This is a genomic window from Amycolatopsis sp. CA-230715, assembly GCF_018736145.1.
In the GTDB taxonomy this organism is placed as follows: domain Bacteria; phylum Actinomycetota; class Actinomycetes; order Mycobacteriales; family Pseudonocardiaceae; genus Amycolatopsis.
In genome coordinates, this window is sequence record NZ_CP059997.1 from 3,839,924 (window position 1) to 3,865,315 (window position 25,392).

The 25,392-nt window shown below is 68.8% G+C and carries 28 protein-coding genes and 1 tRNA gene; 12 read left to right on the forward strand and 17 right to left on the reverse strand.

The genetic code is table 11. From position 1 onward, the window contains the following. Positions 1-57 precede the first annotated feature (57 nt). The 3 genes from HUW46_RS18115 to HUW46_RS18125 are packed head-to-tail and all read right to left on the reverse strand — an operon-like array spanning position 58 to position 1,184. Entirely contained in the window at positions 58-444 is a 387-nt protein-coding gene (locus HUW46_RS18115; RefSeq protein WP_215548389.1) for a hypothetical protein, read from the reverse strand. 40 nt (positions 445-484) lie between these two features. After that, positions 485-853, reverse strand: a complete 369-nt coding sequence (locus tag HUW46_RS18120) for a hypothetical protein (RefSeq protein WP_215548390.1) — start codon at positions 851-853, stop codon at positions 485-487. Beyond that, the gene (locus HUW46_RS18125; protein ID WP_215548391.1) at positions 840-1,184 is read right to left on the reverse strand and encodes a hypothetical protein; all 345 of its coding nucleotides are present in this window, start codon (positions 1,182-1,184) and stop codon (positions 840-842) included. The genes HUW46_RS18120 and HUW46_RS18125 overlap by 14 nt, the downstream gene beginning before the upstream one ends. 609 nt (positions 1,185-1,793) lie before the next feature. Between HUW46_RS18125 and HUW46_RS18130 the strand changes: the two genes are divergently transcribed. Beyond that, a complete protein-coding gene (locus tag HUW46_RS18130) occupies positions 1,794-3,134 on the forward strand; it encodes a helix-turn-helix domain-containing protein (RefSeq protein ID WP_215548392.1) in 1,341 nt (446 codons plus the stop codon). A 3-nt stretch (positions 3,135-3,137) separates the two neighbouring features. Here the strand turns inward: HUW46_RS18130 and HUW46_RS18135 are convergent, their stop codons facing one another. After that, on the reverse strand, positions 3,138-3,695 hold the full coding sequence (locus HUW46_RS18135) for an NUDIX hydrolase (RefSeq protein WP_215548393.1): 558 nt from the start codon (positions 3,693-3,695) through the stop codon (positions 3,138-3,140). A 76-nt stretch (positions 3,696-3,771) separates the two neighbouring features. On the opposite strand from HUW46_RS18135, the gene HUW46_RS18140 reads away from it, so the two are divergent. Continuing rightward, positions 3,772-3,860: transfer RNA gene (locus HUW46_RS18140), tRNA-Ser, on the forward strand. A 323-nt stretch (positions 3,861-4,183) separates the two neighbouring features. Here HUW46_RS18140 and HUW46_RS18145 read toward each other — a convergent pair. Next, on the reverse strand, positions 4,184-5,104 hold the full coding sequence (locus tag HUW46_RS18145; RefSeq protein WP_215548394.1) for a tyrosine-type recombinase/integrase: 921 nt from the start codon (positions 5,102-5,104) through the stop codon (positions 4,184-4,186). Positions 5,105-5,328: 224 nt separating this feature from the next. Further along, positions 5,329-5,760 carry a MarR family winged helix-turn-helix transcriptional regulator gene (locus HUW46_RS18150; RefSeq protein WP_215549949.1) on the reverse strand — a complete coding sequence of 144 codons (432 nt, stop codon included), beginning with the start codon at positions 5,758-5,760 and terminating at the stop codon, positions 5,329-5,331. A 643-nt stretch (positions 5,761-6,403) separates the two neighbouring features. Here HUW46_RS18150 and ypfJ point away from each other — a divergent pair. Together ypfJ and HUW46_RS18160 are read left to right on the forward strand one after the other, a co-directional pair. Continuing rightward, positions 6,404-7,336, forward strand: a complete 933-nt coding sequence (gene ypfJ, locus HUW46_RS18155) for a KPN_02809 family neutral zinc metallopeptidase (RefSeq protein WP_215548395.1) — start codon at positions 6,404-6,406, stop codon at positions 7,334-7,336. A gap of 48 nt (positions 7,337-7,384) precedes the next feature. After that, positions 7,385-8,362 (forward strand): NAD(P)H-quinone oxidoreductase, encoded by a 978-nt coding sequence (locus tag HUW46_RS18160; protein ID WP_215548396.1) that lies wholly within the window; start codon positions 7,385-7,387, stop codon positions 8,360-8,362. On the opposite strand, the gene HUW46_RS18165 is transcribed toward HUW46_RS18160, so the two are convergent. After that, on the reverse strand, positions 8,359-9,558 hold the full coding sequence (locus HUW46_RS18165; RefSeq protein WP_215548397.1) for a cysteine desulfurase-like protein: 1,200 nt from the start codon (positions 9,556-9,558) through the stop codon (positions 8,359-8,361). The genes HUW46_RS18160 and HUW46_RS18165 overlap by 4 nt on opposite strands. Before the next feature lie 145 nt (positions 9,559-9,703). On the opposite strand from HUW46_RS18165, the gene HUW46_RS18170 reads away from it, so the two are divergent. Then, entirely contained in the window at positions 9,704-10,291 is a 588-nt protein-coding gene (locus HUW46_RS18170) for a bacterial proteasome activator family protein (RefSeq protein ID WP_215548398.1), read from the forward strand. A 34-nt stretch (positions 10,292-10,325) separates the two neighbouring features. Here HUW46_RS18170 and HUW46_RS18175 read toward each other — a convergent pair whose 3' ends face one another. Genes HUW46_RS18175 through HUW46_RS18185 form a run of 3 tightly spaced genes read right to left on the reverse strand, consistent with a single transcriptional unit; the run spans position 10,326 to position 13,304 of the window. Continuing rightward, a complete protein-coding gene (locus HUW46_RS18175; RefSeq protein WP_215548399.1) occupies positions 10,326-11,516 on the reverse strand; it encodes a polysaccharide pyruvyl transferase family protein in 1,191 nt (396 codons plus the stop codon). Positions 11,517-11,568: 52 nt separating this feature from the next. After that, complete coding sequence (locus HUW46_RS18180; protein ID WP_215548400.1) at positions 11,569-12,546, reverse strand: spore coat protein; 978 nt, start codon at positions 12,544-12,546, stop codon at positions 11,569-11,571. Further along, positions 12,543-13,304 (reverse strand): cytidylyltransferase domain-containing protein, encoded by a 762-nt coding sequence (locus tag HUW46_RS18185; protein WP_215548401.1) that lies wholly within the window; start codon positions 13,302-13,304, stop codon positions 12,543-12,545. The genes HUW46_RS18180 and HUW46_RS18185 overlap by 4 nt, the downstream gene beginning before the upstream one ends. 49 nt (positions 13,305-13,353) lie before the next feature. On the opposite strand from HUW46_RS18185, the gene pseB reads away from it, so the two are divergent. Beyond that, positions 13,354-14,337, forward strand: a complete 984-nt coding sequence (gene pseB, locus HUW46_RS18190; RefSeq protein WP_215548402.1) for a UDP-N-acetylglucosamine 4,6-dehydratase (inverting) — start codon at positions 13,354-13,356, stop codon at positions 14,335-14,337. Continuing rightward, a complete protein-coding gene (locus HUW46_RS18195; protein WP_215548403.1) occupies positions 14,330-15,457 on the forward strand; it encodes a DegT/DnrJ/EryC1/StrS family aminotransferase in 1,128 nt (375 codons plus the stop codon). The genes pseB and HUW46_RS18195 overlap by 8 nt, the downstream gene beginning before the upstream one ends. A gap of 114 nt (positions 15,458-15,571) precedes the next feature. Here HUW46_RS18195 and pseI read toward each other — a convergent pair whose 3' ends face one another. From pseI to HUW46_RS18215, 4 genes are read right to left on the reverse strand one after another with little or no spacing between them, the layout of a single operon-like run. Continuing rightward, positions 15,572-16,618, reverse strand: coding sequence for a pseudaminic acid synthase (pseI, locus tag HUW46_RS18200; protein WP_215548404.1), 1,047 nt, complete (start codon positions 16,616-16,618; stop codon positions 15,572-15,574). Then, positions 16,615-17,142 (reverse strand): GNAT family N-acetyltransferase, encoded by a 528-nt coding sequence (locus HUW46_RS18205; protein ID WP_215548405.1) that lies wholly within the window; start codon positions 17,140-17,142, stop codon positions 16,615-16,617. The genes pseI and HUW46_RS18205 overlap by 4 nt, the downstream gene beginning before the upstream one ends. After that, a complete protein-coding gene (locus HUW46_RS18210; protein ID WP_215548406.1) occupies positions 17,139-17,594 on the reverse strand; it encodes a hypothetical protein in 456 nt (151 codons plus the stop codon). Before HUW46_RS18210 ends, HUW46_RS18205 begins: the two co-directional genes overlap by 4 nt. Before the next feature lie 26 nt (positions 17,595-17,620). Then, positions 17,621-18,250 (reverse strand): hypothetical protein, encoded by a 630-nt coding sequence (locus HUW46_RS18215; protein WP_215549950.1) that lies wholly within the window; start codon positions 18,248-18,250, stop codon positions 17,621-17,623. A gap of 145 nt (positions 18,251-18,395) precedes the next feature. On the opposite strand from HUW46_RS18215, the gene wzm reads away from it, so the two are divergent. Genes wzm through glfT1 form a run of 3 tightly spaced genes read left to right on the forward strand, consistent with a single transcriptional unit; the run spans position 18,396 to position 21,069 of the window. Beyond that, positions 18,396-19,328, forward strand: a complete 933-nt coding sequence (gene wzm / locus HUW46_RS18220) for a galactan export ABC transporter permease subunit Wzm/RfbD (protein WP_215548407.1) — start codon at positions 18,396-18,398, stop codon at positions 19,326-19,328. A 9-nt stretch (positions 19,329-19,337) separates the two neighbouring features. Continuing rightward, on the forward strand, positions 19,338-20,156 hold the full coding sequence (gene wzt / locus HUW46_RS18225) for a galactan export ABC transporter ATP-binding subunit Wzt/RfbE (protein WP_215548408.1): 819 nt from the start codon (positions 19,338-19,340) through the stop codon (positions 20,154-20,156). A gap of 1 nt (position 20,157) precedes the next feature. Then, entirely contained in the window at positions 20,158-21,069 is a 912-nt protein-coding gene (gene glfT1 / locus HUW46_RS18230; RefSeq protein ID WP_215548409.1) for a galactofuranosyltransferase GlfT1, read from the forward strand. 94 nt (positions 21,070-21,163) lie between these two features. Here the strand turns inward: glfT1 and HUW46_RS18235 are convergent, their stop codons facing one another. From HUW46_RS18235 to HUW46_RS18245, 3 genes are all read right to left on the reverse strand, one after another. Beyond that, complete coding sequence (locus HUW46_RS18235) at positions 21,164-22,318, reverse strand: hypothetical protein (RefSeq protein ID WP_215548410.1); 1,155 nt, start codon at positions 22,316-22,318, stop codon at positions 21,164-21,166. Further along, positions 22,308-22,793: a hypothetical protein gene (locus HUW46_RS18240; RefSeq protein ID WP_215548411.1), complete on the reverse strand. Its 486-nt coding sequence runs from the start codon at positions 22,791-22,793 to the stop codon at positions 22,308-22,310. The genes HUW46_RS18235 and HUW46_RS18240 overlap by 11 nt, the downstream gene beginning before the upstream one ends. Before the next feature lie 128 nt (positions 22,794-22,921). After that, the gene (locus HUW46_RS18245) at positions 22,922-23,698 is read right to left on the reverse strand and encodes an ESX secretion-associated protein EspG (protein ID WP_215548412.1); all 777 of its coding nucleotides are present in this window, start codon (positions 23,696-23,698) and stop codon (positions 22,922-22,924) included. 113 nt (positions 23,699-23,811) lie between these two features. Here HUW46_RS18245 and HUW46_RS18250 point away from each other — a divergent pair, with 113 nt between their 5' ends. Both HUW46_RS18250 and HUW46_RS18255 read left to right on the forward strand, forming a co-directional pair. After that, positions 23,812-24,054, forward strand: a complete 243-nt coding sequence (locus HUW46_RS18250) for a hypothetical protein (RefSeq protein WP_215548413.1) — start codon at positions 23,812-23,814, stop codon at positions 24,052-24,054. A 66-nt stretch (positions 24,055-24,120) separates the two neighbouring features. Beyond that, the gene (locus tag HUW46_RS18255; protein WP_215548414.1) at positions 24,121-25,068 is read left to right on the forward strand and encodes a GNAT family N-acetyltransferase; all 948 of its coding nucleotides are present in this window, start codon (positions 24,121-24,123) and stop codon (positions 25,066-25,068) included. Positions 25,069-25,392: the final 324 nt, after the last annotated feature.

The window sequence follows — 25,392 nt, forward strand, 5'->3', positions numbered from 1 at the left end:
TTGGTTCCCGGCATTCTCGCGTGGGTGGCGCTCGCCCGACTCCGCACCGCGTGCGTGTCATGCGACCAACTCGAGTTTCCCGCTCACGCTTTGGTACTCGCCGTCTTCTTCCGCCCACGCGAAAACCGCGAACTCGGCGGTTTGGTCGATGAGGTGACGTCCCGAGGTTCGCCAGTACGCTTTTAGATAAGGCCGAGCACCAACGGAATTGACCTGGAAGTCGTCATCTTCGCCTAAGCCGATGCCGCATTGGTCGACAATCTCTCCGCCCACAGGCGCGTAGACGATTTCCTCAACCTCGGCATACTCAACAACGATGTAACGGTCACCGTCGGCGACATCGAGCGCATGTCGTCCTGTACTCGACGAGAAAACATAGCAACGCAGGAAAACCCCGACGAGCACCGCAAGTGCAAGTGTGATAATAGAACCGACGATAGTCACGAAAGGCATAAGAACCTCGCAGCTAGTAATTTGCCGAGAACTACGAACGAACTTCTATTCGCACACTCGGCGGAATCCACAGATTTCCCGGCGTCGGTATCACAAGCCTTGGCGCATTGGGGTTAGACGGATGCGGCAGACGATGCAGGATTTCGTCGACCACCTCCAGGACCGATCCGTCTTTGAACCAGACGACATGCTTACGGTCGGAGAAGTCGATTCCATTCTCAAGCCGGTGACGGCACGCCGTAGCGTCCTGTTCATCTCGAACGAGAACCTCGTCCATGTATGGCTCGTCCCAGCCAAGCGTAAACAACACGCTCTCTGGCTGACTCGGCGATCCGGCAAGGGGTATCGCTCGAAAACCGCGAGAGACCAGTGCATCAATAGCATCTTTACTCGTCCGCATCTTCTACTCCCTTGAGCGCGACCGCATATACACCAGCCGCCAGATTTAGGGCCTGCCACGCGATGCGGTGCAGCTTGACCGCGGGAAGTCCGATAAGTACCGCACTAGTCGACAGTGTTGCAATCAGAAAGACAGACGAATAGTCACCAAACACAGCAACGATCGACGTTACGAAAAAAAGAACACCTATCGTAAAAAATTTTCCGAAACTTGTCGCCCACCAATACGCAACCCGAATAGGTCGACTTTCATAGGTGAGGTGATGCCAAACGATCACGCGATCACGTTCGGGTATTTGCGCTCCGGCATGAGCGAAAACCTCGCCAGTCATGGCAACCTTCCGCCGGGCCGCAGCGTTGGAACGTGGCGGATGCGGAGGGCCGGGGGGCTCACTCCCCGCATCCGCCACGAACTCGAGAGGGTCGCCGGACATGCCGCCCGGTTTCCGGCCGTTACGAGGTTTAGCCGACTCCTGCTCGCCCAGAAAGCGAGCACGGTCTCGACGGACCTGACGCAAGTACGGGATCACGGCAGCAACCACAGCGGCGCCAGCCACAGCCCCGACAACCGCTCGCACGACAACCTCGCCGGCGCTCATGCGGCGACCCACTCAACCGGGGTCGCGACGTAGCGCGACGTGGCGTTGTTACCGTGAGCTACCTCGTACATGCATTGAGCGTCCGCCGGAGACCACCCGCGGAAAACGACAAGCGCGCATGAGATCCGGCAGGTACAGCGTCTTAACGCCGGATTCCATACATGTCCCGCATAGAATCTGTGACATAGCGTGGTGGGTCACATACACTGCGCAGTGAACTGCGAACGAGGGGCGACCACGGTGCGGAGAGCAGCGCGAACGTGTGAAGCGTGCGGCGCACGACTGGCTCGCGACCGCGTAAGCGACTACTGCGGCTCCTGCACACGCCGGCTGATCTCCCACGTGGCGCAGCCCCAGCCTGAACCGTTCTGGGAAGCGGACAGCATCCGCACCGCGCTCAAGGCGCATCACTTCGGCTGGTTCTTCGCGGCCTACCGCCAAGAACACAAGCCCCGTGTCTCACAAGCCGCACTCGGCCTGTGGCTCGACCTCACGCAAGCGCAGGTGAGCCGCCTCGAGGCTCCCGACGCCCGACCTCCGAGCGATCTGCACAAGCTCGAGCGTTGGGCAACGGCTCTACACGTGCCGCGCGCGCTGCTCTGGTTCAGCGTTTCCCATACGTCCGAAGAATCGGCCGAGCCCACAGTCGCGGTTAGCCTCGATGACGTGCAACGGCGACAGTTCTTCAAGACCGCAAGCGTAGGCGTCACAGCGATTGGCGCGTCCCTGCTCGGCTCGACCCCGGCGACCGCGTCCGGATCGACGAAGTCCCGAAGCACCGACGCCGAGATCGTCCGTCAGATGACGGAGACGTTCCGCCAGCTCGACAACCGGTTCGGTGGCGGACACAGCCGCGGAACGACCACAATCACCAGCTACTTGACCTCGAGCGTGACGCCGATGCTGAAGGACACCAGCAGGACGACAGCCGCTCGAAACGAACTGTTCGCCGCCGCCGCTGAGCTACACCAGGTCGCGGGGTGGAGCGCTTACGACGTCGGTAACGCAGCGGACGGGCAACGGCACTTGCGCGACGCGTTGAAGCTGTCGCAGGACGCCGGCGACGATGCGCTCGAGGCCGAGATGCTTGCCGCCATGTCGCACCACGCGGCGTTCAACCGGTCCCACGACATCGCGGTCGACATGGCGCTCGCGTCCAGGCGAACGGCGAAGCGTTCCGGCCTGGTTGCGCTGCAAGCCGAGGCGGCCGTGTTGGAAGCTCACGGCCAGGCGCTCAAGGGAAACACCGGGTCGTGCTTCGCGGCGCTCGGTGAGGCCGAACGGGCTTTCGAGCGGTTCGTACCTGGCTCCGGGCCGGCTTGGCTGAGCTATTTCGACAACGCCTACTTGTCTGCCAAGTTCGCTCACACCTTCCGCGATCTCGGCCACTTCGCGGAGGCTGAGCAGTTCGCCCGTCGGTCGCTCAGCATGAGCGACGGGTACGACCGCGGTCGGTTGTTCAATACCGCACTTCTCTCGTCGATCCTGGCTGACCAAGGCCGGGTCGACGAAGCGTGCGCCGAGGCGACGAAGGCGGTGCGGATGAGTGAGAACGTTCGGTCGATCAGGGGTGGCGCCTACCTCGCCGACGTTGGCCGGCGGCTTGCTCCCCATAGGACCGACCGCCGGGTGCGCACCCTCTACGCGCAGATGAGCGCCGTTGGCGTTCCCACACCGGCGTAGGGCTCAGCGGTAGAACGCGAGGACGTGAAGTAGCGCGACCTGTGACGCTGCACCGACAATCTCGCCCTTAAGGATGCGGTCCCGGACCGTGTCGAGGGGAATCCATTCGACCCGCTCGGCCTCGTTGATGTCCTCCGGCTCGCCGATGTACTCAGACCTCCGAGCCACGTACAGCAGGTTCTCAGCGTCGGCACTGCCGACGATGGGCTGCAACGAGCCGAGCGGTTCGACGTCGAGGGGCCGCCAGCCCGTCTCTTCCTCGACCTCACGTGCCGCAGTCACCGCAGGATCTTCGTCCGGATTCACGTAGCCGCCAGGCAGCTCCCAGACCCACCGATCGATGATGAACCGGTGCCGCCACAACATGAGCACCCGGTCTTGATCGTCAAGCACGGCCATCATCGCGGCCTTGCGAATGCGGAACACCCACTGTTCAAAGGTCACACCGTCGGGTAGCTCGACCGAGGCGATACTCACCCGATCACGACGTGTGTCGTCGACGAGCCGCTCGCCGTGGATCTTCCAACGTGTCAGCTCTTGCCTGTCCGCTTCGGTAGCCACGTGGCGACATGCTACGGCCCGGTGACCAACTCGGCGGCTGCTCACCTGCGATCGAGGATCGGCTACCCTCGTACGCGGTAGCGTGTCCGAGCGGCCGAAGGAACATGTCTTGAAAACATGCGAGGGTTCTGCCCTCCGCGGGTTCGAATCCCGCCGCTACCGCCAAACTTCGGTGACCAGCGCAAACTAGTCGCGGTCACTGCTGCCTCCGCCGAGCGCGAGCGCTGCGGAGCGCGAGCGCCGAGAAGTAGGCGCGGCGCGCAGACTCGGCCCTGAGAGCCCGCTCGCGCGGCGGTAGCGTCCCCTCGGGGTCGATCTGCTTCTCGAACCGATCACGAGCGGCACGTCGAGCCGGAGCGGTGCGCGCCGATCGATCCGAGGTGTTCGCCCACGAAGTGTGAGCAGCGATCTTCGCGCGCGTGGTGCGCTGCGCCGGTGTCATCCCCTCTGGCTCCATGACACCAGCACAGCGCGCCGCGTGGCACCGACTAGACGCGGTCGCCGATGGCCATCTCACGGGCCGACTTGTGCGCGCGTTCGCTCGCCGCGCTCGACCCATAACGGCCGAGCATCTCGCGCGACTTCCACCCCATGATCCGCATGAGGTCGTTCTCGTTGCCGCCCTCTAGCTGCCAGTAGTGCGCGTAAGCGTGGCGGAACATGTGAGGGTGCACGTGCCCGATGCCGGCCTGCGTGGCTCGCCGAGCAACGATTGCTCGGACACCCTCGGGTGTAATCCCACCTTGGCCAGTCGCGCCGAGCCACAACGCCGGTAGAGCGGCCTGCGGGTGCCGGTTACGCACGCGCAAGTACCGGGCGATTGCTTGGCCGGTTTTCGCTCCGTACGGAATCGTGCGGAAGCGGCGCCCCTTGCCGAACACTTTCAGTTCGTCGTAGTCCTGGTCGACATCGTCGAGGTTGAGCACCGAGACCTCGCGGCGCCGCCCCGCGGTGGCCCACAGACACCGCAAGATGGCGTTGTCGCGCCGGTCAACGAAGTCACGCCCGGGGCACGTTTCCAGAAGCGCGCCCATCATGTCCTGATACAGGATCGGGACATCCGGCGGTTCGTAGTGCGGCGCCTTCATCGTGGCCATAGGCGACCGACCAATTTCTTCTTCGGTCACCAACCAATTGAAGAAGGTGCGCATCGTTCGGAACTGGTTGTGCGCGTTGCCGGGGCTCGTCGCGTCGAGGACTTTCTTCACGTAGTCGCGGAGCGCGGACGTAGGGATTTCCGTTGGCTCGTACGGCTCGTCGAGGGCCATCGCCCAAGTGCCCAACTGGCACAGCACGCCGAGGTAGATCCTCACCGTGTTGTCTGATTTGTTGTCCGCCTCGAGGGAACGGCGCCACTCGCGCCCGAGCGTTCCCCACTCGCCGGGTGCGTACTTGTAGTCGTGCCTCATGCTCACCAACCTGGTCTCGTAGTGGCACCAGGCGAGCGTGTTGGAAGCGCTGTGCTCGCTCCCCGACGTACTGCAACTTGATCTTCAGACCATGGTTTTAGCTGGTCAGAGGCTCAAATTTCTTCGGGTGGGGCTCTCGGTCGAGGTGGATTTCTCCACTTTCGCTTTCAAGGCGAGTGCATTCGGCCGCTCTGCCACGCTTCCCTGTGCACGAGGGTAGCGGTTCAGGTGTCGGTGGCCGACAGGTGTTCCAAGACCTTCGTGAAGGCTTCGCCGAGGACGGCTTGTTCGCCGGTGGAGAGCAGGTCGATGAGGTGCGCGCGAACGCCTTCGACGTGGGTGGGGGCGGCGCTTTCCAGCAGTGCCATGCCTTCGGGGCTCAGTTCGGCGACGACGCCGCGGCGGTCCTCGGGGTCCTTGACGCGCCGCAGGTACCCCTCGACCTCCATCCGGCCGACCTGGTGGGAGAGCTTGCTCTTGGTGGAGCCGAGGAGGGTGGCCAGTTCGTTCATCCGGATCCGGTAGTCCGGTTGCATGGACACGCAGACGAGCACCTCGTAGTCGGTGAGCGACACGTCGTGACGTTCGGCGAGTTCCCGGTGGAGGCGCTGGCGCAGTCTCATCGTGGCGACGATGTACGAACGCCACGCGTGCATCTCGTCGTCACTCAGCCACCGGACGCCGTTGGCTTCTTCGGTCACACCGCTCCCTCGGTCATCTACGCAGAGTAGAACCTCCACGACTCGAAAGCGCTGCCCGCCCGGTCTCGACCTCGTCGCGGGGAATGGCTCGGCGCGCAGTTCGTGAAAAGTTTCCCCGTTCGTGCGATTACGAAACGGTTGAGACTTGGGCCACAAAGGCGCATCCTTGGATGTCATCGGGTGCCAGACCCGAGCCGAGACGGGCCACCGGGTTCGTCTGTTCGGGCCCCTTCCCGGGAGAGGCAAGGTGGTGCGGTGACGAACGGTTCCTTGCGGTTGACCACCTGCTGTGACCCCACGATCGAGGTGGCCTGACACCAGCCCGGTCGCGATTGTGAGCAGTACGGGCGAACCTTCGAGTGCGCTCTTCCACTTCTCTTCGCGCACAGCGGCGTGATTCGAGCCTGCTTCGGCGCGGCTTCTGAGACGTGCCGGCAGCGCAGGACGCCGAAATGACCCGCGCGTGGCCAACCGCTAGACAGACAGAACAACACCTGTCCAACAAATACAATGGACAAACCTCGGTAAGTCCTGGGTGTGGTCTCCGACGGGGGCCGCACCCAGGCATTTGCGGGGTCCGCACGATATTCTCCGCACCGTGAGATTCGACGATGACGCAGGCCTCGACACCTCCGAAGTCCAGGACCTGCGCGGCGGTGGCGGTGGCGGCGGGATCGGCGGCAGGGTCGCGCTCGGCGGCGGCGGCCTCGGGATCGTCGGGATCGTGATCTACTTCCTGTTCTCCCAGTTCGGCGGCGGCCTCGGCGGCGGTTCGAACGTGGCGGGCACCAGTGGCCTCAGCGGCGTCGGCGCGGGCAAGCAGGTCGACAACGGCTCGCTCTCGCAGGAGTGCCGGACCGGCGCGGACGCTAACCGCAAGCACGACTGCGCGATCGTCGCGACGATCAATTCGATCCAAGACTACTGGGGCGCGCAGCTCCAGCGTTCCGGCACCACCTACCGCAAGGCGCCGACGAACTTCTTCAACGGCGGCGTGCGCACCGGTTGCGGCAACGCCTCTTCCGACGTCGGGCCGTTCTACTGCCCCGCCGATTCCGAGGTCTACATCGACCTGGCGTTCTTCGACGAGCTGCGCACGCGGTTCGGCGCGCAGGGCGGCCCCTTCGCCGAGGCCTACGTGCTCGCGCACGAGTACGGGCACCACGTGCAGAACCTGCTGGGCACGTCCTCGCGGGTCGGCAAGGGCAGCGGCGCCACGTCCGGTTCGGTGCGGCTGGAACTGCAGGCGGACTGCTACGCCGGGGTGTGGGCGAACCACGCCACCACGACCCCGACGGAAAGCGGGAAACCGCTCATCTCCGACATCACCGACGACGACCTCAAGCGGGCGCTGGACACCGCGTCCCGGATCGGCGACGACTACATCCAGACCAAGCTCGGCGGCGGCAGGGTCGACCGGTCGAAGTTCACACACGGCACCTCGAAGCAGCGGGAAAAGTGGTTCACCACCGGCTATTCCACGGGTGATCCCGCGCGCTGCGACACCTTCGGCGCGCGCGACCTGGGTTGATCGCACTCACGTGGCCGCGCCCGTCGCGACGGGCATACAGTCGGGCGCATGCACGCGATCACGATCCGCGAATTCGGCGACCCTGACGTTCTCGAGTGGACCGAGGTCCCCGACCCGGTGCCCGGCGAGGGCGAGGTGCTGCTCGACGTGACGGCGAGCGCGGTCAACCGCGCCGATCTGCTGCAGCGCCAAGGGAACTACCCGCCGCCGAAGGGCGCGAGCGAGATCCTCGGTCTCGAATGCTCCGGCACGGTGGCAGAACTGGGCCCGGGTGTCGAGGGCTGGCAGGTCGGCGACGAGGTGTGCGCGCTGCTCGCGGGCGGCGGGTACGCGGAAAAGGTCGTGGTGCCCGCCGTTCAGCTGCTCCCGGTGCCCGGTGAGGTGGGCGTGCTGGCGTCCGCCGGGCTGCCCGAGGTCGCCTGCACGGTGTGGTCGATGGTGGTGATGGGCGCCGGGCTCACCGAGGGCGAAGTACTGCTGGTGCACGGCGGCGCGGGCGGGATCGGCACGCACGCGATCCAGGTCGGCAAGGCGCTCGGGGCGTCGGTCGCGGTGACCGCGGGCTCGCCGGAGCGGCTCGACCGGTGCCGCCAGCTCGGCGCCGACCTGGTGGTGAACTACCGCGAGCAGGACTTCGTCGAAGAGGTGCGCAAGGAGTTCGGCGGCGCGGACGTGATCCTGGACAACATGGGCGCCAAGTACCTCGGCCGCAACATCGACGCACTCCGGACCGGCGGGCGGCTCGCCGTGATCGGCATGCAGGGCGGCATCAAGGGCGAACTGAACATCGCCGCGTTGCTCGGCAAGCGCGCTTCCGTGGCGGCGGCCGGGCTGCGGGGGCGGCCCGTCGACGACAAGGGCAGGATCGTCGCCGACGTCCGCGAACGGCTCTGGCCGCTGGTGGAAAACGGCGCTGTGCAACCGATCGTGGGCCAGGTGACGCCGATGGCGGAGGCGTCGGCGGCGCACCGCGCGCTGGACGAAGGCGGCGTGTTCGGCAAGGTGCTGCTGGCCGCGAAGTCCTAACGCAGCTCTTCCAACACCCGAATCAACTGGTTGATCTCGAACACGTTCGAATAATGCGCCAACCCGATCCGCACCGCACCACCCACCTCACCCACCCCCAACGACGCGAACACCCCACTCGACCCGTCGTCAGCGAACGCGCAAAGCCCTTGCGAGGCAAGGTAATCGGCGACCTCGGGCGCCTTCTTGTCGGCGATGGTGAACGCGAGCGCGGGGATCCTGCGCATCGCGTCGCCGATGACCATCACGTGCCGCAGTGAGCGCAGTTCGGTGGACAGCTGCGCGAGCAGGCCCGCGTGGTAGGACTTCGCGGAGCCGAGCGAGGTGACGAGGCGGTCGCGGCGCGAGCCGGTGGCGGCGTCGTCGAGTCCGGCGAGGTAGTCGACCGAGGCGACGACACCGGCGAGCAGCGGGTAGGCGTGCGGCCCGAGCTCCATCCGCGCGGGTCCGCGCGCGCCGGGGTCGAGCGAGACCGACGGCAGCCGCTCCAGCAGTTCGGGGTCGCGGAACACGAGCGCGCCGATCGACGGGCCGCCCCACGACTGCGCGGACAGCACCATCACGTCGGCGCCGATCTCGGCGATGTCGAGCGGCACGAACGGCGCCGCGTAGGTCCCGTCGACGACCACCAGCGCGCCGACCCGTTTGGCGAACTCGACGATCGTCGGGACGTCCGGCCTGGTGCCGACCGAGCCGGAGGCCGCGGTGATCGCGACGGCCTTGGTGCGCGCCGACACGAGGTTCTCGTACTGCCACGCGGGCAGCTCGCAGGTCTCGATGTCGATCTCGCTCCACCGGAGCACGGCACCGGCCCGCTTCGTGGCGCGCTTCCACGGGGCGAGGTTCGCCTGCTCGTCGAGCCGGGACACCACGACCTCGTCACCGAGCGTCCACCGCTCCGACAGCGCGTCGCCGAGGCGGCGCAGCAGCACCGAAGCGCTGGGGCCCAGCACGACACCGGCCGGGTCGGCCCCGGCCAGGTCCGCCACCGCGCGCCGCGCGGCGGTCACGATCGTTTCCGCGCGCTGGGAGGCCGGAAAAGCGCCCCCCGGTCCGGAAACCGGTGCGCGCATCGCCGTCGACACGGCCGAGGCGACCTGTTCAGGTACCAGCATTCCGGCAGCGCCGTCGAAGTGAATCCAGCCGTCACCCAGCGCGGGGAACAACCCACGAATTCGAGCGACGTCGAACGCCATGGTGACACCGTACGGAGGTGCGGTTTCGCCTCGCGGGCGGGGTTGGGCTTGCGGCCACGCCGCGCGACCGGTCTCGCTACGCTCGGACACGGACCGCCGGTATGTCACCGGCGCGCACTGCGGAGCGTGCCGGACGTAGGCCAGGATGGAGCACATGAGCGAGCCGATTTCCTCGAATTCAGACACAGCCGGTAACGGCGACGACGAACAGTCACACCACGTGGTGGTCGTCGGCCCGGACGGCTCCCCGGTCGGCACCGCGCGCCTCACGCAGGGGGCCGACGGCGAGATCGAACACACCGAGTCCGTCGGCGATCTCGTCGAAGAGCCCGCGAAGGTGATGCGGATCGGGACGATGATCAAGCAGCTGCTGGAGGAGGTCCGCGCCGCACCGCTCGACGACGCGAGCCGCAACCGGCTGCGCGAGATCCACCAGACCTCGATCAAGGAGCTGGAGCAGGCGCTCGCGCCCGAGCTGCAGGACGAGCTCGAGCGGCTGGTGCACCCGTTCACCGAGGACCAGACGCCGTCGGACGCGGAGCTGCGGATCGCGCAGGCTCAGCTCGTCGGCTGGCTGGAGGGCCTGTTCCACGGCATCCAGACGGCGCTGTTCGCGCAGCAGATGGCGGCGAGGGTGCAGCTGGAGCAGATGCGGCGCGGCCTGCCGCCCGGCAGCTCGGCGACCCACGAGGGCCCGACACCGGGCATCAGCGGCACCGGCCAGTACCTCTGACTCCCCCAAACCGCGTTTAGCGGGCTGAACGCGGTCAGGAACGGCCGAGGCGGGGGAACAGGCGGCGCGGGGCGGGCGGCGGCTCCGGGTAGATCCGGTTCGCGATGGCCCGCTTCGCGGCGGCGTAGTCCTCGACGGCCGACCGGTCGAAACCGGAGCCGGTCGGCCGGTCGGGCACGGTGGCCAGGTCCTCGTGCACGGTCCACCCGGAGCCGAGCGCGGCCAGCGAGCGGTGCTTGACCGCGTAGTAGTCCGGCCGCACCGAGATCGCGACACCGGGCGCGCCCCCGGCGGCGGCCGCGAGGTGCAGGTGGAAGCGGGTGGACAGCCAGGTCTGGCCGGGCGAGACCGGCAGCCCGCCGTCCCAGATCTCGGCGAACGGGTAGAACCGGGCGCCCGGGATTTCCTGTTCGAACAACGCGTACACGTCACGGTCGACGCGCGGCACGCCTTCGACGACGCCGATCCGCTCCGGGGCGACCTTCCACGACCGCAGCGTCGACAGCGCCATCGCGGCGAGCTTCGCGGCGCCGCCTTCGACGAGGTCGGATTGCAGGCACAGCATCACTTCCGGCGCGTCGTCGGCCGGTGCGTACAGCTCGGGCCGCACGGCGAGGAACGCGTCGTCGACGCCGGTGCTGACGGAGAGCAGTTCGGCGGAGGGGTCGTCGCGGACGTCGACGAGGTCGAACCGGTCCGCCAGCGCGCACAGCAGCGCGGTGGTTTCGTCGCGCACCGGCAGCAGGCCTTGCCCGGTCATCGCGGCACGCCCGCCGGACCGCTTGACCGCCGCCACGGCGCCGGCGAGTAGCCCGATGTGCCGCGGCCACACCGCGTTGGCGTACCCGCCGCCGACGAGGTGCACCACGTCGGCGGTGGCGAGCAGTTCGATGCCGTGGTGCCAGCGCGGGGCCATGCCGGGGTTGTGCACCGCGGCCTGCACCCAGGACGCGACCTCCCACGGCTCCTCGGACGGCGCTTCCCAGCAGAGCCGCCACAACGTGTCGGTGAACCGCACGCGCGGGTGCAGCCCGTCGAGCAGGACGGCGGCGGGGCCCGGTGAGTGCGTGTCGACCCACACGTCGGCGTCGGGCGCGACCTCGGCGAGGTGCCGCAGCCACATCGCCGCGATCAGTTCGTCGCCGTAGTTGGGCAAACCCGTGGGTGCCACGAGGTAGTAGCGCGGTGGGGTGACCTGCTCGGCGCTTTCGTCCGGATCCGCCATGGGCCCATGCTAGGCAGGCCACGATCGGGTGGCGCAAGGCGGGACCGCCGTGCTACCCAGCGTCTGTTTCGGACCGCACGGCGTCGAGCACGCGCGCCGCGCCGCGGCCGTCGATGACGGTGGACGCCGCGGCCGCCAGCTCTGCCCGCTTCGCGGCGCTGCCGAGGAGTCCGGTGAGGACTTCGTTCGCGTCGAGCCCGTCGACGGTGCCGATCCCGGTGGCGAGCCCGAGGTCGAGCGCGGCGCGGTAACCGGTCGCCTGGTTGTCCACGAGCTGCACGAGCGCGGTGGGCACGCCGATGCAGCACAGTTCGAGCAGGGTGACCCCGGCGGCGCTGATCGCGAGATCGGTTTCGGCGAGCAGCTCGGGCAGGTTCGTCCCCGGCGGGGACAGCCGGAATTCCTGGCCCGGCCCGGCTTCGGGCACCGACGGTTCGCCGCGCACGAGCGCTTCCGCGGAGAACGGCAGGCCGGTGTCGCGCAAAGCGACCAAAAGGGACTCGACGGCGTCGACCCACACCCCGCCGCCTCCGAGCACGACGAGCACGCGCGGCGGAGTGTGCTCGGTCTCGCGCGCCGCGCGCTTTTCCCGCGCCGCACGGACCACACCGCGCACCGGCGCGTACTTCGGTCCACTGAGGACGGTCGTCGACCCGTCGTCCGGACGCGGCGCGGGGGCGAACCCGCAGTCCACCACGACGTCGGCGGCGCGCCTGCCGAACGTGCCGTCCTCCATGGACACCAGCACCGCGCCCGCCGCGCGCACCTCGTCGCGCACCTCGCCGATTCCGTAGTGATCGACGAGAACCGCGTCGAATTTCCTTGCCGCGGAACCGAGTTCGACGGGGGGCAGGCGGCGGACGCCCAGTTCGTCCAGCCGGGACGCGAGCCAGCCCGCGTTCTCGGTGTGCCCGGAGAACTCGACCGTCCACTCGCGACGGACGGCTTCTTCCGCGAAGGCCACGACGCGCGCGATGTGCCCGGCGCCGATGGTCGCCGACGAGTCGGCGCGCAGCAGGAGCCTGGTCATCCGGTGAGCTTCTTCTGCTCGACCCGCGCGTTCAGCGCCACCAGGTCCGGGCGCGACCGCAGCAGCGACACCACCGCGCGCCACCCGGGGATCCCGTCGCCGAGCTCCGCGACGATCGCTTCGAGCAGCGCCAGGTCCTCCGGCGTGTCCACGGTGACCCGCAGGTCCTCCGACGGCGGGGTCACCACCACGCCGACGCACGAATACCGGTCGGGATCGCCGTAGACGCCCAGGGTCACGTGCTCGCGGGCCGATCCGGTCGCGATCGCGTCCTGCTCGGCGAGCACCTCGCGGCGCACCAGCTCCGCGTCGAACCCGCGCGCCATGGTGCGGCCGAGCGTGCCGCCGACGAGCGTGGCGCTCAGGTAGTCGATCGACGGGTCCGCGCGCCACAGCGTGACGATCCGGCCGATCACCTCGGGATCGAGCAGCGGGCAGTCGGCGGTCAGCCGCACGACCGCGTCCGCGGGGTACCGCTCGCAGGCGAGCACGAACCGCGCCAGCACGTCGTCGAGCGGGCCGCGCACCACCGCCGCACCCAGGCGCACGGCCTCTTCGGCGACGGGGTCGTCGTCCGCGGCGTCCGAGGTGGCCACGATCACCTCGTCGATCCCGGGCGTGGCCGCGGCGGCGCGCACGACCCAGCCGAGCACGCTGCGGCCGCCCAGCGGGCGCAGCACCTTGCCCGGCAGCCGGGTCGACGAAGCGCGCGCCTGGATGACGGCGTTCACGGTGTTCCCGGCGGGCTGGGCACGCATGGGTGACATGATGGCCGACGGCAGAAGTCACCGAACGCGGAGGTCATCGATGAGCGAGCTCGAAGGCTCGAGCATCCTGCTCACCGGCGGCACGGGTTCCTTCGGCAAGGCGTTCATCACCTACGCGCTGGCCGAGCTGAACCCGAGCAGGCTCGTCGTGCTGTCCAGGGACGAGCTGAAGCAGTACGAGGCCCGCCAGCTGTTCGCCGACGACCCGAGGCTCCGCTGGTTCATCGGCGACATCCGCGACCGCCGCCGCCTCGAACGCGCCATGCACGGCGTCGACTACGTGGTGCACGCGGCCGCGCTCAAGCAGGTCGACACCGGCGAGTACAACCCCTTCGAGTTCGTGCAGACGAACGTGATCGGCTCCCAGAACGTGATCGAGGCCGCGATCGACACCGGCATCAAGAAGGTCGTCGCGCTGTCCACCGACAAGGCGTCGAGCCCGATCAACCTCTACGGCGCCACGAAGCTGACCGCGGACCGCATGTTCATCAGCGCGAACCACTACGCGGCCACGCATCCGACGCGGTTTTCGGTCGTGCGGTACGGAAACGTGATGGGCTCGCGGGGCAGCGTGATCCCGTTCTTCCGCGGGCTCGCCGAAAAGGGCGAGTCGCTGCCGATCACGCACAAGGACATGACCCGGTTCTGGATCACGCTGCCGCAGGCGGTGGAGTTCGTGGTCGACTCGTTCGACCAGATGCACGGCGGCGAGCTGTACGTGCCGCGCATCCCGAGCATGCGGCTGGTGGACCTGGCGCAGGCGATCGCGCCGGGCAGCCCGATGCACGAGGTCGGCGTGCGGCCGGGCGAGAAGCTGCACGAGGAGATGATCGCGCCGGACGACGCGCGGCGGACGGTGAAGCTGAGCGACCGCTACATCGTGCAGCCGCACATCGCGGGCTGGGGCTACGAACCGCCGTCCGACGGCGAGCCGGTGCCGGACGGGTTCGCCTACCGGTCCGACACGAACGACCTGTGGCTCGACGCGGACGAGCTGCGGCGGCTGGTCGAGCAGTATGGGTGACTTCCTGCCGTACGGCCGTCAGTCCATTGTGGATGAAGATGTCGAAGCGGTCGCGGCGGTGCTGCGCGGCGACTGGCTGACCACCGGCCCCGCGGTCGCGCGGTTCGAAAGCGATCTCGCCGAGTACACCGGCGGGGTGCCCGCGGTGGCCGTCACTTCGGGCACCGCCGCGCTGCACGCGGCTTATGCGGCGGCCGGGATTCGCGACGGCGACGAGGTGGTCACCTCGCCGATGACGTTCGTCGCGACCGCGGCCACCGCCGTCCTGCGGGGCGCGAAGGTGGTGTTCGCCGATGTCGAAGAGGACACCGCGAACCTCGACCCCGCCGCGGCGAAGGCGGCGGTCACCTCGCGCACGAAGGTCGTCGCGGCCGTCGACTACGCCGGGCACCCGGCCGAACTGGACGAGCTGAAGGCCGTCGCGGGGGACGCGCTGCTCCTGGAGGACGCGGCGCATTCGATCGGCGGCACGTGGCACGGCAGGCCGGTCGGCTCGATCGCGGACCTGACCACGTTCTCCTTTTTCCCCACCAAGAACCTCACCACCGCCGAAGGCGGCGCCGTGGTGGCCTCCGGCGAACTCCTGGAACGGGCGCGCGCGTTCCGCAACCACGGCCTGGTGCGGGACAAGGCGGCGCAGCGCTACCCCGACGAAGGCCCGTGGCACCAGGAAGTGCACGAGTTCGGGCTGAACTACCGGCTGCCGGACGTGCTGTGCGCGCTGGGAAGCAGCCAGCTGAAGCGGCTCGCCGCGTTCAAGCAGCGGCGGGCGGAAATTCACGCGCGCTACACGGAAGCGTTCGCCGACCTCGACGGTGTGCGCACCCCCGCGTGCCGCGAGGGCGCGGACCCGGTGTGGCACCTGTACCCGCTGCGCGTCCTGGAAGGCAGGCGGCGCGCGATGTTCGACCACCTGCGGGGGCTCGGCATCGGCGTGCAGGTCAACTACATCCCGGCCTACTGGCACCCGGTGTTCGAGGATCTCGGGTACCGGCGGGGCCTGTGCCCCAACGCGGAACGCTTCTACGCCGAAGAGCTTTCGCTGCCGCTCTTCCCCGCGCTCACTTCGTCCGATGTGGACAGAGTGATCGACGGGGTGCGCGCGTTCTTCGGCGCCTGACCGAACTCGCCCGCGAAGAATGTCGGTGGGTCGCGGTAACGTGAAATCAGGGGCTCCCCTAGGCGTACGAACGGTCCGTTCGTACGGCGAGGGCCGCGGCACTGGAACAGAGCGTTAGACGAGGTCCCAGGTCAACGGGGTGCCCTTCGCGGCGTCCCGGGTGAAGGTGCGGCCCAGTACGACGTCGATCTCGGCTGGTGCCAAGCCGCCCGCTGGGCGGATTGAGCGGACGTTCTCGCGCGTGACCGGATCGCCCGCGGCGACATCCGCCACGACGTAGAGCGAGCGCCGGAACCGCAGGCCTTCCTTTTCGCTTTCGCGGGGCCCGATCACCGCCCGCCCCAGCGCTTCCCACGCGCGCTTGCTTTCGGTGACCAAAGCGGCCAGTTCGAACGGTTCCAGCGAAAACTCGGAGTCCACGCCGCCGTCGTCACGCTTGAGCGTCACGTGCTTTTCGATCGCGACGGCGCCCAGTGCGACGGCCGCGAGGGGCGCGCCGATCCCGGGCGTGTGATCGGAAAGCCCGACGAGCGTGCCGGTGACCCCGGCGAGCACGGGCAGCCCGCGCAGGTTGCTCTCCGACGGCGAAGCCGGGTAGCTCGCCGTACAGCCCAGCACGACGAGCTGGTCGTTCCCGGCGGCGCGCGCGGTCCGCACCGCCGCGTCGATCTCCGCGACGCTCGCCATCCCGGTCGAAATGACCAGCGGTTTGCCGGTGCGCGCGCAAAGATCGACCAGCGGCAGGTCGACGATCTCCGAGGACGCGATCTTGTACGCGGGCGCGTCGAGCGATTCGAGCAGTGCGACCGCGGTCGGGTCGAACGGGCTGGAGAAGATCTCCAGCCCGTGCTCGCGGGCGCGGGCGAACAGTTTCTCGTGCCATTCCCACGGCGTGTGCGCGCGTTCGTAAAGCCGGTAGAGGTTTTCCCCGCCCCACAGGGAATGCCCGTCGCCGATGCGGAACGCGGGGCCGTCGGCGTCGATCGTGATGGTGTCGGGGCGGTAGGTCTGCAGTTTCACCGCCTGCGCGCCGGATTCGCCGATCGCGTCGACGATCGCGAGCGCGCGGTCGAGATCACCGTTGTGGTTCCCGGACATTTCCGCGATGACGAACGGCGGGTGCTCCGGCCCGATCTCGTGCTTTCCGATGCGCACGGTCATTTGCGCCGCTTCCCCTTCGCTGATTCCCGAGCCGCCGCGGTCAGTTCCATCCACAGCACCTCGTGCGCCACCCCGTCGATTTCCTGCGTGTACCGCTGCGCCTCGGTGAACCCGAACCGCTTGTGCAACTGCCAAACCTGCTTGTTCTCGAGCAGCACTTCGCCGCCGAGCATGCTCAGTTCCAACGTGTCGAAGGCGTAGTCGATCAACACGCCTTCGAGCTTGAGCCACGCGGGCAGCACGTCCCGGCCGAGCCCATCGACATCGAGCGCGCAGCCCCATTTCGCCGTGCGGGCCTCGGTGTCGAGGAACGTGTAGGTCACCGAGCCCGCCGAGACGCCGTTGTACTCGTAGACCAGGACCCGCCGCGACGGGTCGTCGCGCACGGACGACCACCACGCCCGGTGCTCGGCGGGGGAAATCTCGTGCTGGGTGAAGCTGACCGCGCGCGCCGACGGGTGGTTGCGCCACCGCCGGATGTCCTCGACGTCGTCTTCGGTGGCGGGCCGCAGCGCAGCGGTCATCCGGAAACCCCGGCGCGCGCCTGCTCTTCGAGCCTGCTCAGGCGGTCCTCGTAACGAGCGATCCCGGTCAGGCGCGCGCGGATCTGCGCGTGCTGGCGCTGCACCTCTTCGATCAGCGAGCGCGCTTCGGCGATCTCGGGCCGGTCCGACGGCGGCACCAGCGCGATCTTCTCGCGCAGGTCCTCCAGCTGACCCTCCTGCGCCGCGACGTGCGGGATCATCCGGTCCACCTGCGCGGTCATCCAGCGCAGATCGCCGCGCACCTGCTCGAGGCCCTCCTCGAGCGCGTCGAGCCGGCGGCGGTGGTCGTTGGTGCAGTGCTCCTGCTCGACCAGCCGCGGGTCGAGATCGGTGCGCAGCCCGTCGACCTCGCCGGAGATGCGGAAGTCGACGAGCCGGGCCAGGCGCTCGGAGGCGCGGGCGCGGAGGTTGAACAACTTGCGGCGGGCCATGGCGGAGGTCCTTCGGTGTCGCGGGGTCAGCGGAGGAGGTCGGTGTCGCCGGTCCTGGTCCAGGAATCCAGCAGCCTGCCCTCGGCCGCGATCTGGTGCTCCGGGCCGACGATGCAGGAATCCCCTGCCGCGTGCTCCCACGCGGTCTGGTCGGGGTTGTCGATGAACGAGAACCCGGTCAGCACCAGGTTCGCGTGCGGGAAGGCGGTGCGCGCGATCCAGGCCGCGGTCGTGCCGGTGGTCGCCCAGGTCGGCTCGGTCCTCGACGGCAGGCCGATCGCGTCCGACAGCGGCAGGATCCACTCGCGGTTGCTCACCGGCACGTACCCGAGGTCCGCGGGCCACCAGCCGGGGATGTCCTCCGGCTCCCAGTGCAGGCGGCCCGGCTCGACGAGCAGGTACAGCCGCGAGCGGTAGTTCTGGAACACCCAGCGCGTCGCCCGCAGCGCACGGTTGAACACCACCACGTGCGTCCTGCTGCCCACCACCGGCTGGCCACCCAGTTCGTCCGACATGAACCCGTTGACCCGGATCACCAGGTCACAGGCGTCCACGGCCTTGGCGCGCTGCGGATCCGGCGGCAGCGGCTGGTTGCCGACCACGGCCACCGACCGCGGATCGGGCCGGTCGGCGTAGGCCTCCAGGAGGTTCACCAGCAAACCCTCTGGCCGGGTAGCGGGACTCATGACGAGAAAAAATACCAGGACACCGCGAGCACAAGGCGGTCTCACCCTCCGTGGCGGTTCGCACTCGGACGGGGTCGCCAAGGCACCCGCGCGCGCGTCGGTACCCTGATTCATCGTGAGTGCCCCCAGCACGGTCCAAGCCGTCACCGTCCCCGCGCCGAGCGCCGCACCGGTCCCGTCGGACAGCAGGTCGTGGGCGCGCGCCTTCGCCGACATCCGCGCGGGCGTCGCCAACCGAGAACTGTGGAGCCACCTCGGCTGGCAGGACATCAAGCAGCGCTACCGCCGCTCGGTGCTGGGGCCGCTGTGGATCACGCTTTCGATGGGCGTCACCGCGCTCGGGCTGGGCATTCTCTACTCGCAGTTGCTCGGTTCGCCGATCGACACGTACCTGCCCTACATCACCACGGGCTTCATCGTGTGGGCGTTCCTGCTCGGCTGCCTCACCGAAGGCACCGAGACGTTCATCGCGAACGAGGGCCTCATCAAGCACCTGCCCGCGCCGCTGTCGGTGTACGTGCTCCGCACGGTGTGGCGCCAGTGCATCATGTTCGCGCACAACATGATCATCTACTTCATCGTGCTGATGATCCTGTGGGGCGGCATCACGAAATCCGGCTACGTCATCACCGACGGCGGTGTCCCGCAGCCCGGCCTGAACTGGAGCGCGCTGCTCGCCATCCCCGCGTTCGCGCTCATCGCGGTCAACGCGGGCTGGGTGGTGCTGCTGTTCGGCATCATCTCCACCCGCTTCCGCGACATCCCGCAGGTCATCACCAGCCTGATCAACCTGCTGTTCTTCATGACGCCGATCGTCTGGTCGACCGACATCCTGCAGAAGCGGTTCGGCGACGGCGTGACCTGGCGCAGCCTGGTCGCCGAGCTGAACCCGCTCTACCACTTCATCCAGATCATCCGCGCGCCGTTGATCGGCGCGCAGCAGAGCTGGCACCACTGGGCCATCGTCGGCGGGTTCGCCGTCGTCGGCTGGCTGCTGGCGCTGTTCGTTATGCGCAACTACCGTTCCCGCGTCTCGTATTGGGTGTGACAGCAAGCCATGGTCAGCATTGACGTCTGGGACGCCTCGGTCGACTTCCCGATCTTCGACGCGAAGAGCAGGTCGCTGAAGAAGCAGGTCCTCGGCAAGGTCGGCGGCAAGATCGGCACCGAGTCGAAGGTCCCGGTGATCGAGGCGCTGCACGACATCTCGATCTCCCTGAAGGACGGCGACCGCGTCGGCCTCGTCGGCCACAACGGCGCGGGCAAGTCCACGCTGCTGCGGCTGCTCTCCGGGATCTACGAGCCGACCCGCGGATCCTCGCGGATCGTCGGCCGCGTCGCGCCGGTCTTCGACCTCGGCGTCGGCATGGACCAGGAGATCTCCGGGTTCGAGAACATCATGATCCGGGGCCTCTACCTCGGCATGACCCGCAAGCAGATGGAAAAGCGCGTCGACGACATCGCGGAGTTCACCGAGCTCGGCGACTACCTCGCGATGCCGCTGCGCACCTACTCCACCGGTATGCGGGTGCGGCTCGCGCTCGGCGTGGTCACCTCGATCGACCCCGAGATCCTGCTGCTCGACGAGGGCATCGGCGCGGTCGACGCGGCGTTCCTGGACAAGGCGCGCGACCGGCTCGTCGACCTGGTGCGCCGGTCCGGTCTGCTGGTGTTCGCCTCGCACCAGGACGACCTGCTGCTGGAGCTGTGCACCTCGGCGGTCTGGATGGACGAGGGCCGGATGAAGATGCGCGGTGGGCTGCGCGAGGTGCTCACCGCGTACAAGGGCAAGGACCCGTTCGCCAACGTCAGCCCGGAAGCGGCCGCTCGCCTCGCCGACGCCCCGGTCTCGGCAGTGGCCGAAGGCGGAGAATGAGATGAGCAGCGTCGAGCAGGCCCCGCTCGGTGACGGCGCGGTCGTGGCCGTCGTCGTCACCCGTCACCGTCGAGAACTGCTCGCCGACTCGCTGAAGATCATCGCGGCGCAGACCAGGCCGGTCGACCACCTCGTCGTGGTCGACAACGGGCCGGACCAGCCCGCACGCGACGTCGTGGCGTCCTACCCGCTGCCGTGCACGTACCTGCCGTCGCACCGGAACCTCGGTGGCGCGGGCGGTTTCGCGCTCGGCATGCTGCACGCGCTCTCGCTCGGCGCGGAATGGGTGTGGCTCGCCGACGACGACGGCAGACCCGCCGACGAGAACGTGCTGTCGATCCTGTTGGCGGAAGCGGAAAAGCGCGGCCTCGCCGAGATTTCCCCCGTGGTGGCCAATATCGACAGCCCTGCGAAGCTCGCGTTCCCGTTGCGCCGCGGCCTGACCTGGAAGCGCTCGTCGTCCGAACTCGGCGAGGACTTCCTGCCGGGCATCGCCTCGCTCATGAACGGCGCGCTGTTCCGAGCGTCCACTTTGGACGTCACAGGGGTGCCGGACCTCCGGCTGTTCTTCCGCGGCGACGAGGTGGAACTGCACCGCAGGCTGGTCCGCTCGGGGCTGCCGTTCGGCACCTCGCTGAAGACCACCTACCTGCACCCGGACGGCTCGGACGAGTTCAAACCGATGCTGGGCGGCAAGTTCCACGCGCAGGACCCGGAAAACGAGGTCAAGCGGTACTACACCTACCGCAACCGCGGCTATCTGCTGGCCCAGCCGGGAATGCGGAAGATCGGCGCGCTGGAGTACATCCGCTTCGGGCTGTACTTCATCGGCGTGAAGCGGGACCCGAAGGCGTTCCGGCAGTGGCTGAAGCTCGTCCGGCAGGGCCGCCGCGAACGCTTCTACCGCTACTGACAGGCGTTTTTCCGCGGCGCAATGCCCTGAAGGTGACCTTCGGGGCGCTAGATGCCCTGAAGGCCACCTTCAGGGCAGGTGGCGGAAGCGCGCGTTATTCGCCGATGACCGGGGGCGCGGTCATTTCGTCGTTGCCGAAGACCTCGTCGTCGTCGCCCGCGAGCAGGTAGGACGACGAGCCGCCGCGTTCCGGTTCGTCGCGGAACGTGCCCATTCCGGCGCCGGAGACCGTTTCCGCGGCGCCGAGGCCACCGGGTCGCGGCGGACCACCGCCGCCGGGGCCGAAATCGCCCTTGCCGATCTTGCTCGTGTACTCGTTGTCGCCGCCGGCGCCCATCCCGGCACCCATGGCACCCATCGGCATGGCGCCCATCGGCATCCCGCCGCTGGAGTTACCCGGCGCCTGCGGCGTGGGCCCGAACCCGCCGTGCTGCGCCGCCGCGGCCGTGGTCGCACCCGGCTGCGGGCCGGGATGCGGCATTGCGGCGCCGGACTGCCCACCGGCGCTGAGCTGCGGTGGCGGCGCGGGCGCGGGGGCCGGTGCGGGCGCCCCGGCTGGCGCGCCACCGCCCCCGGCAGCGCCGCCGCCAGAAGAGCCTCCACCGCCGGAGGAGCCGGAGGGAGGGCCGTCACCGAGGCCGACGGAGGGCCCGCCGGGCGCCGGAGCGGCCGCGGCCGAGGTCGGCGTGTCGAACTTCGGCGGTGGCGCGAACGCGGGCTGCTTGGACGCCGCCTGGTACAGCTCGGTGTCGTACTGCTGCATGACGGTGGCCGCTTCGGAGTGCGCGTCCTGGCTGCGCTGCTGCCGCCCGAAAGCGCCCTTGACCGCGTCGGCCAGCTCGAACGGGGTCGCGTGCGTCCACTTCTCGAACTCGTCCGCCCAGTCGAACGGCACCTCGTCGGGCATCTTGTTCTTGACCGCGACGGCCGAGGCTGACTGCTGCGCGAGGGTGTCCGCAGCGAGCTTCGCGTTCTGTGCGTTCGCGTCGGCCCACCGCGCGAGCGTCACGAAGTAGCCCTGCGCACCGGCGCCCGCGCCGCCTTCCCACTCACCGGAAGTCTTGCTCAGCGCGCTGCCGAGGTGCTGCCCGAATTCGCCGAACATCGTCGCCAGCGCGCCGTAGGCCTCCGAGACCCCGGAAACCTGCGTCGGCGCCAGGTTGTGCTCGACGTATGCCTTGAGCTGCTTGTGCTCCTGGCCGAGGTAGTCGGCCGTGGACGGGTGCAGCGGCGTGCGGTCACCGGACATCGTGCTGCTCCCCCATGGCCTTCAGCTTGTCCGCGGCTTCGGCGTCGGCCTCGCCGTAGATCCCGGCCGCGCGCCGCAGCGCCTCGGACGCCTGCGCGAGCACCTGGTCGAACTGCGCCAGCACGACCCCGACCGAACCGGGTTCGTCCTGGGCGCCGCGCTGGTTGTGGCTGGCCACGGTGTGCCCGTACTCGTGGCTGCCGAGCTGCGGCGGCTGGAGCAGCGGCACGGTGGTCCGGCGCTGGCCTTCGAGGTCGTGGCGCATCTGCTCGACGGCGTCCAGCAGCGGCCGGACCGCGGTCTCGGACAGGGTGAAGCCACCGGACTTGGCGGCGTCGACGAGCTTCTTGCTCTCGCCCTGCGCGGCCTGCATCGTCTGGCCGGACATCGCCGACATCGCGGTCATCGCCGGGTCCACCCGCGCGCCCTGCGCCGGGGGTGCGCCGGGGACGGACCGATCGCCCTGGTCGACCATTTCGCTCCACATCGTCGGCAAAAACTGTGCGCGGTTCGGATTCTACCGAGCCGAGGGCACCGGAACCGGAACTATCAGGTATTCCTCCACGACGAAGGGTTAACCCACAGTGCTCTTTTCGGGTGAATTCAGAACGTTCCCTCGAGCTGTTCGTGCAGTTGTTGCGCGATGCGCGCATTGTCCGCGGGCGCGTAGGTGATCCAGGTCTGGCCGTCGGACCCGTCCCTGATCGTCATCAGGTACCGGCCCGCCTCGGTGTCGAACCAGGCGATCGGGCTCAAATCGACGGGGTGGCCGCGCTGGTCGCGGACGAACGCGGTGAACTGGCCGACCCGCCTCCTCGGCTTCTCGAAGATGCGCTCGACCATGCGCAGCTGAGTCGTCGAATGGCTTCTCGGCGCCGCGACACCGCTGAACGGGTTGTATCCTTCGTCGCCGCCGTACGGGTTTCGCTTGCGCTTGGCGGGTTTCGCGACCGTCACGGACTGGCCGGGCGCCGCGGGCGTCAGCGGCAGGAGGTCGACGATCATCGGCACGATCCCGGTGGGCCTGGCCTCGGTGAACACGAGCATGTTCTCGTCCTGGCGCACCACCACCGCGTACTCGCCGTCGGAGCCGGCGCGGGCGAACAGCGGGGTGCCGCCGTCGAGCTGGGCGGCGGCCGAGATCGACACCGGCGGGCTGACGAACGTGCGAAGTGCCTGCTCGACGCCCGGATCGAGCCTGCCGCCCGCCATCAGGCCACGCGCTTCCAGATCCCGGTACACCGCGGCGCGGACCTGCGCGCGCTGCTCGGCGGAGGTGCCGATGTGCGGCACCGAGAACGGCACCGGCGCGCGGCCGAGTCTTCCCTGTTCGAGCAGCATGTCCAACGCTGCCAGGGACAGCGAGAACGTGTGTGCCATGCCCATCCCCCTGCGCACTAGCCGGTTCGTTCTGCACGGTAGACCACCCGCGGTGATCAGCCGTAAGCGAACCTCCTTGCCCGCGCCGATCCGGTGCTGCTGTCCTGGACACCATGACCGACACGAAGCCGGCGCTCGTGCTCCACCTCGCCCACGGCGGAGAGCCGCTGCTCTTCGCGCTGTCCGACGAAACCGCGGAAGAGCTGGGCAAGAAGCTGCCCCTCCTGCTCGACCACGGCTCCGTCGAAGCCGTCCCCACCTCGGAAGGGGCCACGGTGCACGTGAACTTCGCCCACGTCGCCGCCGCCTTCATCGACGACCTGCAGCGCAAGAACAAGGTGTTCGGCCTGCGCTGACCCGCCGACCGGCCCGCTGAAAAAACTGTTCGACCGCGCGCGCCGGTCCTGACACAGTTGCCCGTTGTGACGAACTTCGAGCCGCTGACCTCCGCGGACGTGCAACTCATGCAGGCACTGGCGCAGCGCGTCACGGCCACGCGCCCGGACCTGGTGAACAGCGATTCGGCGTTCGGCGAACTCGCCTGGAACTGGGGCAGGGGCCGTGCCGACCAGAGCGCGAGCTGGCGGCGCAAGTTGTGGTTCTCCGGCGAGGACCTGGTGGCGTGGGGCTGGGCCCAGCTGCCGCGCCGGGTGCGGCGCAACGACGGGTCGGAGAAGGACGTCACGGCCGCCTACCTGGTGTACCAGGTCCATCCCGACCACGCCGCGCTGGTCGACGAGGTGATCGGCTGGTACGACGAGACGGCGCCGGGCGTCGACCGCACGGTGGTGCCGAGCGCCGCCGACGAGTTCGCGCTGAGCCGGTGGGCGGCGCACGGCTACGGAACCGATCCGTCCTCGCTCGGCGACACCGGGTCCTGGACGCAGCTCAACCAGCGCGACCTCACCGACCTGGCCGAGCCGGTGCTGCGGGACGGTTTCCGCTTCCGCACCGCCGACGAAGCCGGGCCGGAGGCCGCGGTCCAGGCCCACGTGGACGCTTGGGCGCCCACCGCGTACTCGGCCGAGAGCTACCAGGGCGTCCGGCAAGCCCCCGGCTACCGCGGTGACCTGCACGTCCTGGTGGAAGCACCGGACGGCACGATGGCGTCCTCGGCGATCCTATGGCTGGACGAGGTGAACAAGACCGCCGAGTTCGAACCGGTCGGGACGCATCCGGACCACCGCCGCCTCGGCCTCGGCAGTGCGCTGCTCCTGCACGGGATGCACCTGGCGCGGGCGGCGGGGGCCATCCACGCGACGGTCGCCTGCCTCGGTGCCCCGGGGCACCCTTCCGCGCGCGGCCTGTACTACGGCGTCGGCTTCGAGCAGTTCACCCGCGACGCCCCGCTCCTCAAGACCGCGCCCTGACGACGTTTAGCCCGCTAAACGCACTCCGCGCCCCCAGGCCGCCCGCCGACCCTCCGACGACATTTAGCCCGCTAACTGCACCAGGCGACCCGCCCCGGCCCCGCTCGCCCGCCGACGACGTTTAGCCCGCTAACTGCACCAGGCGCCCAAGCCGCGCGCCTACCGAAACCCACTCGCCCGCCTACCCCCGAGTGCCGCGAGGTCCGCGCCGAAGGCGCGGCCACTCCCAACCCAGCCACAACTGCGATCCGGCGCGCCCCGCGCGCCGGGAGCGTGCAGTCGCGCGCAGGGCCCCCTGGGCCCTCAAAATTTGCGATGGCAGGG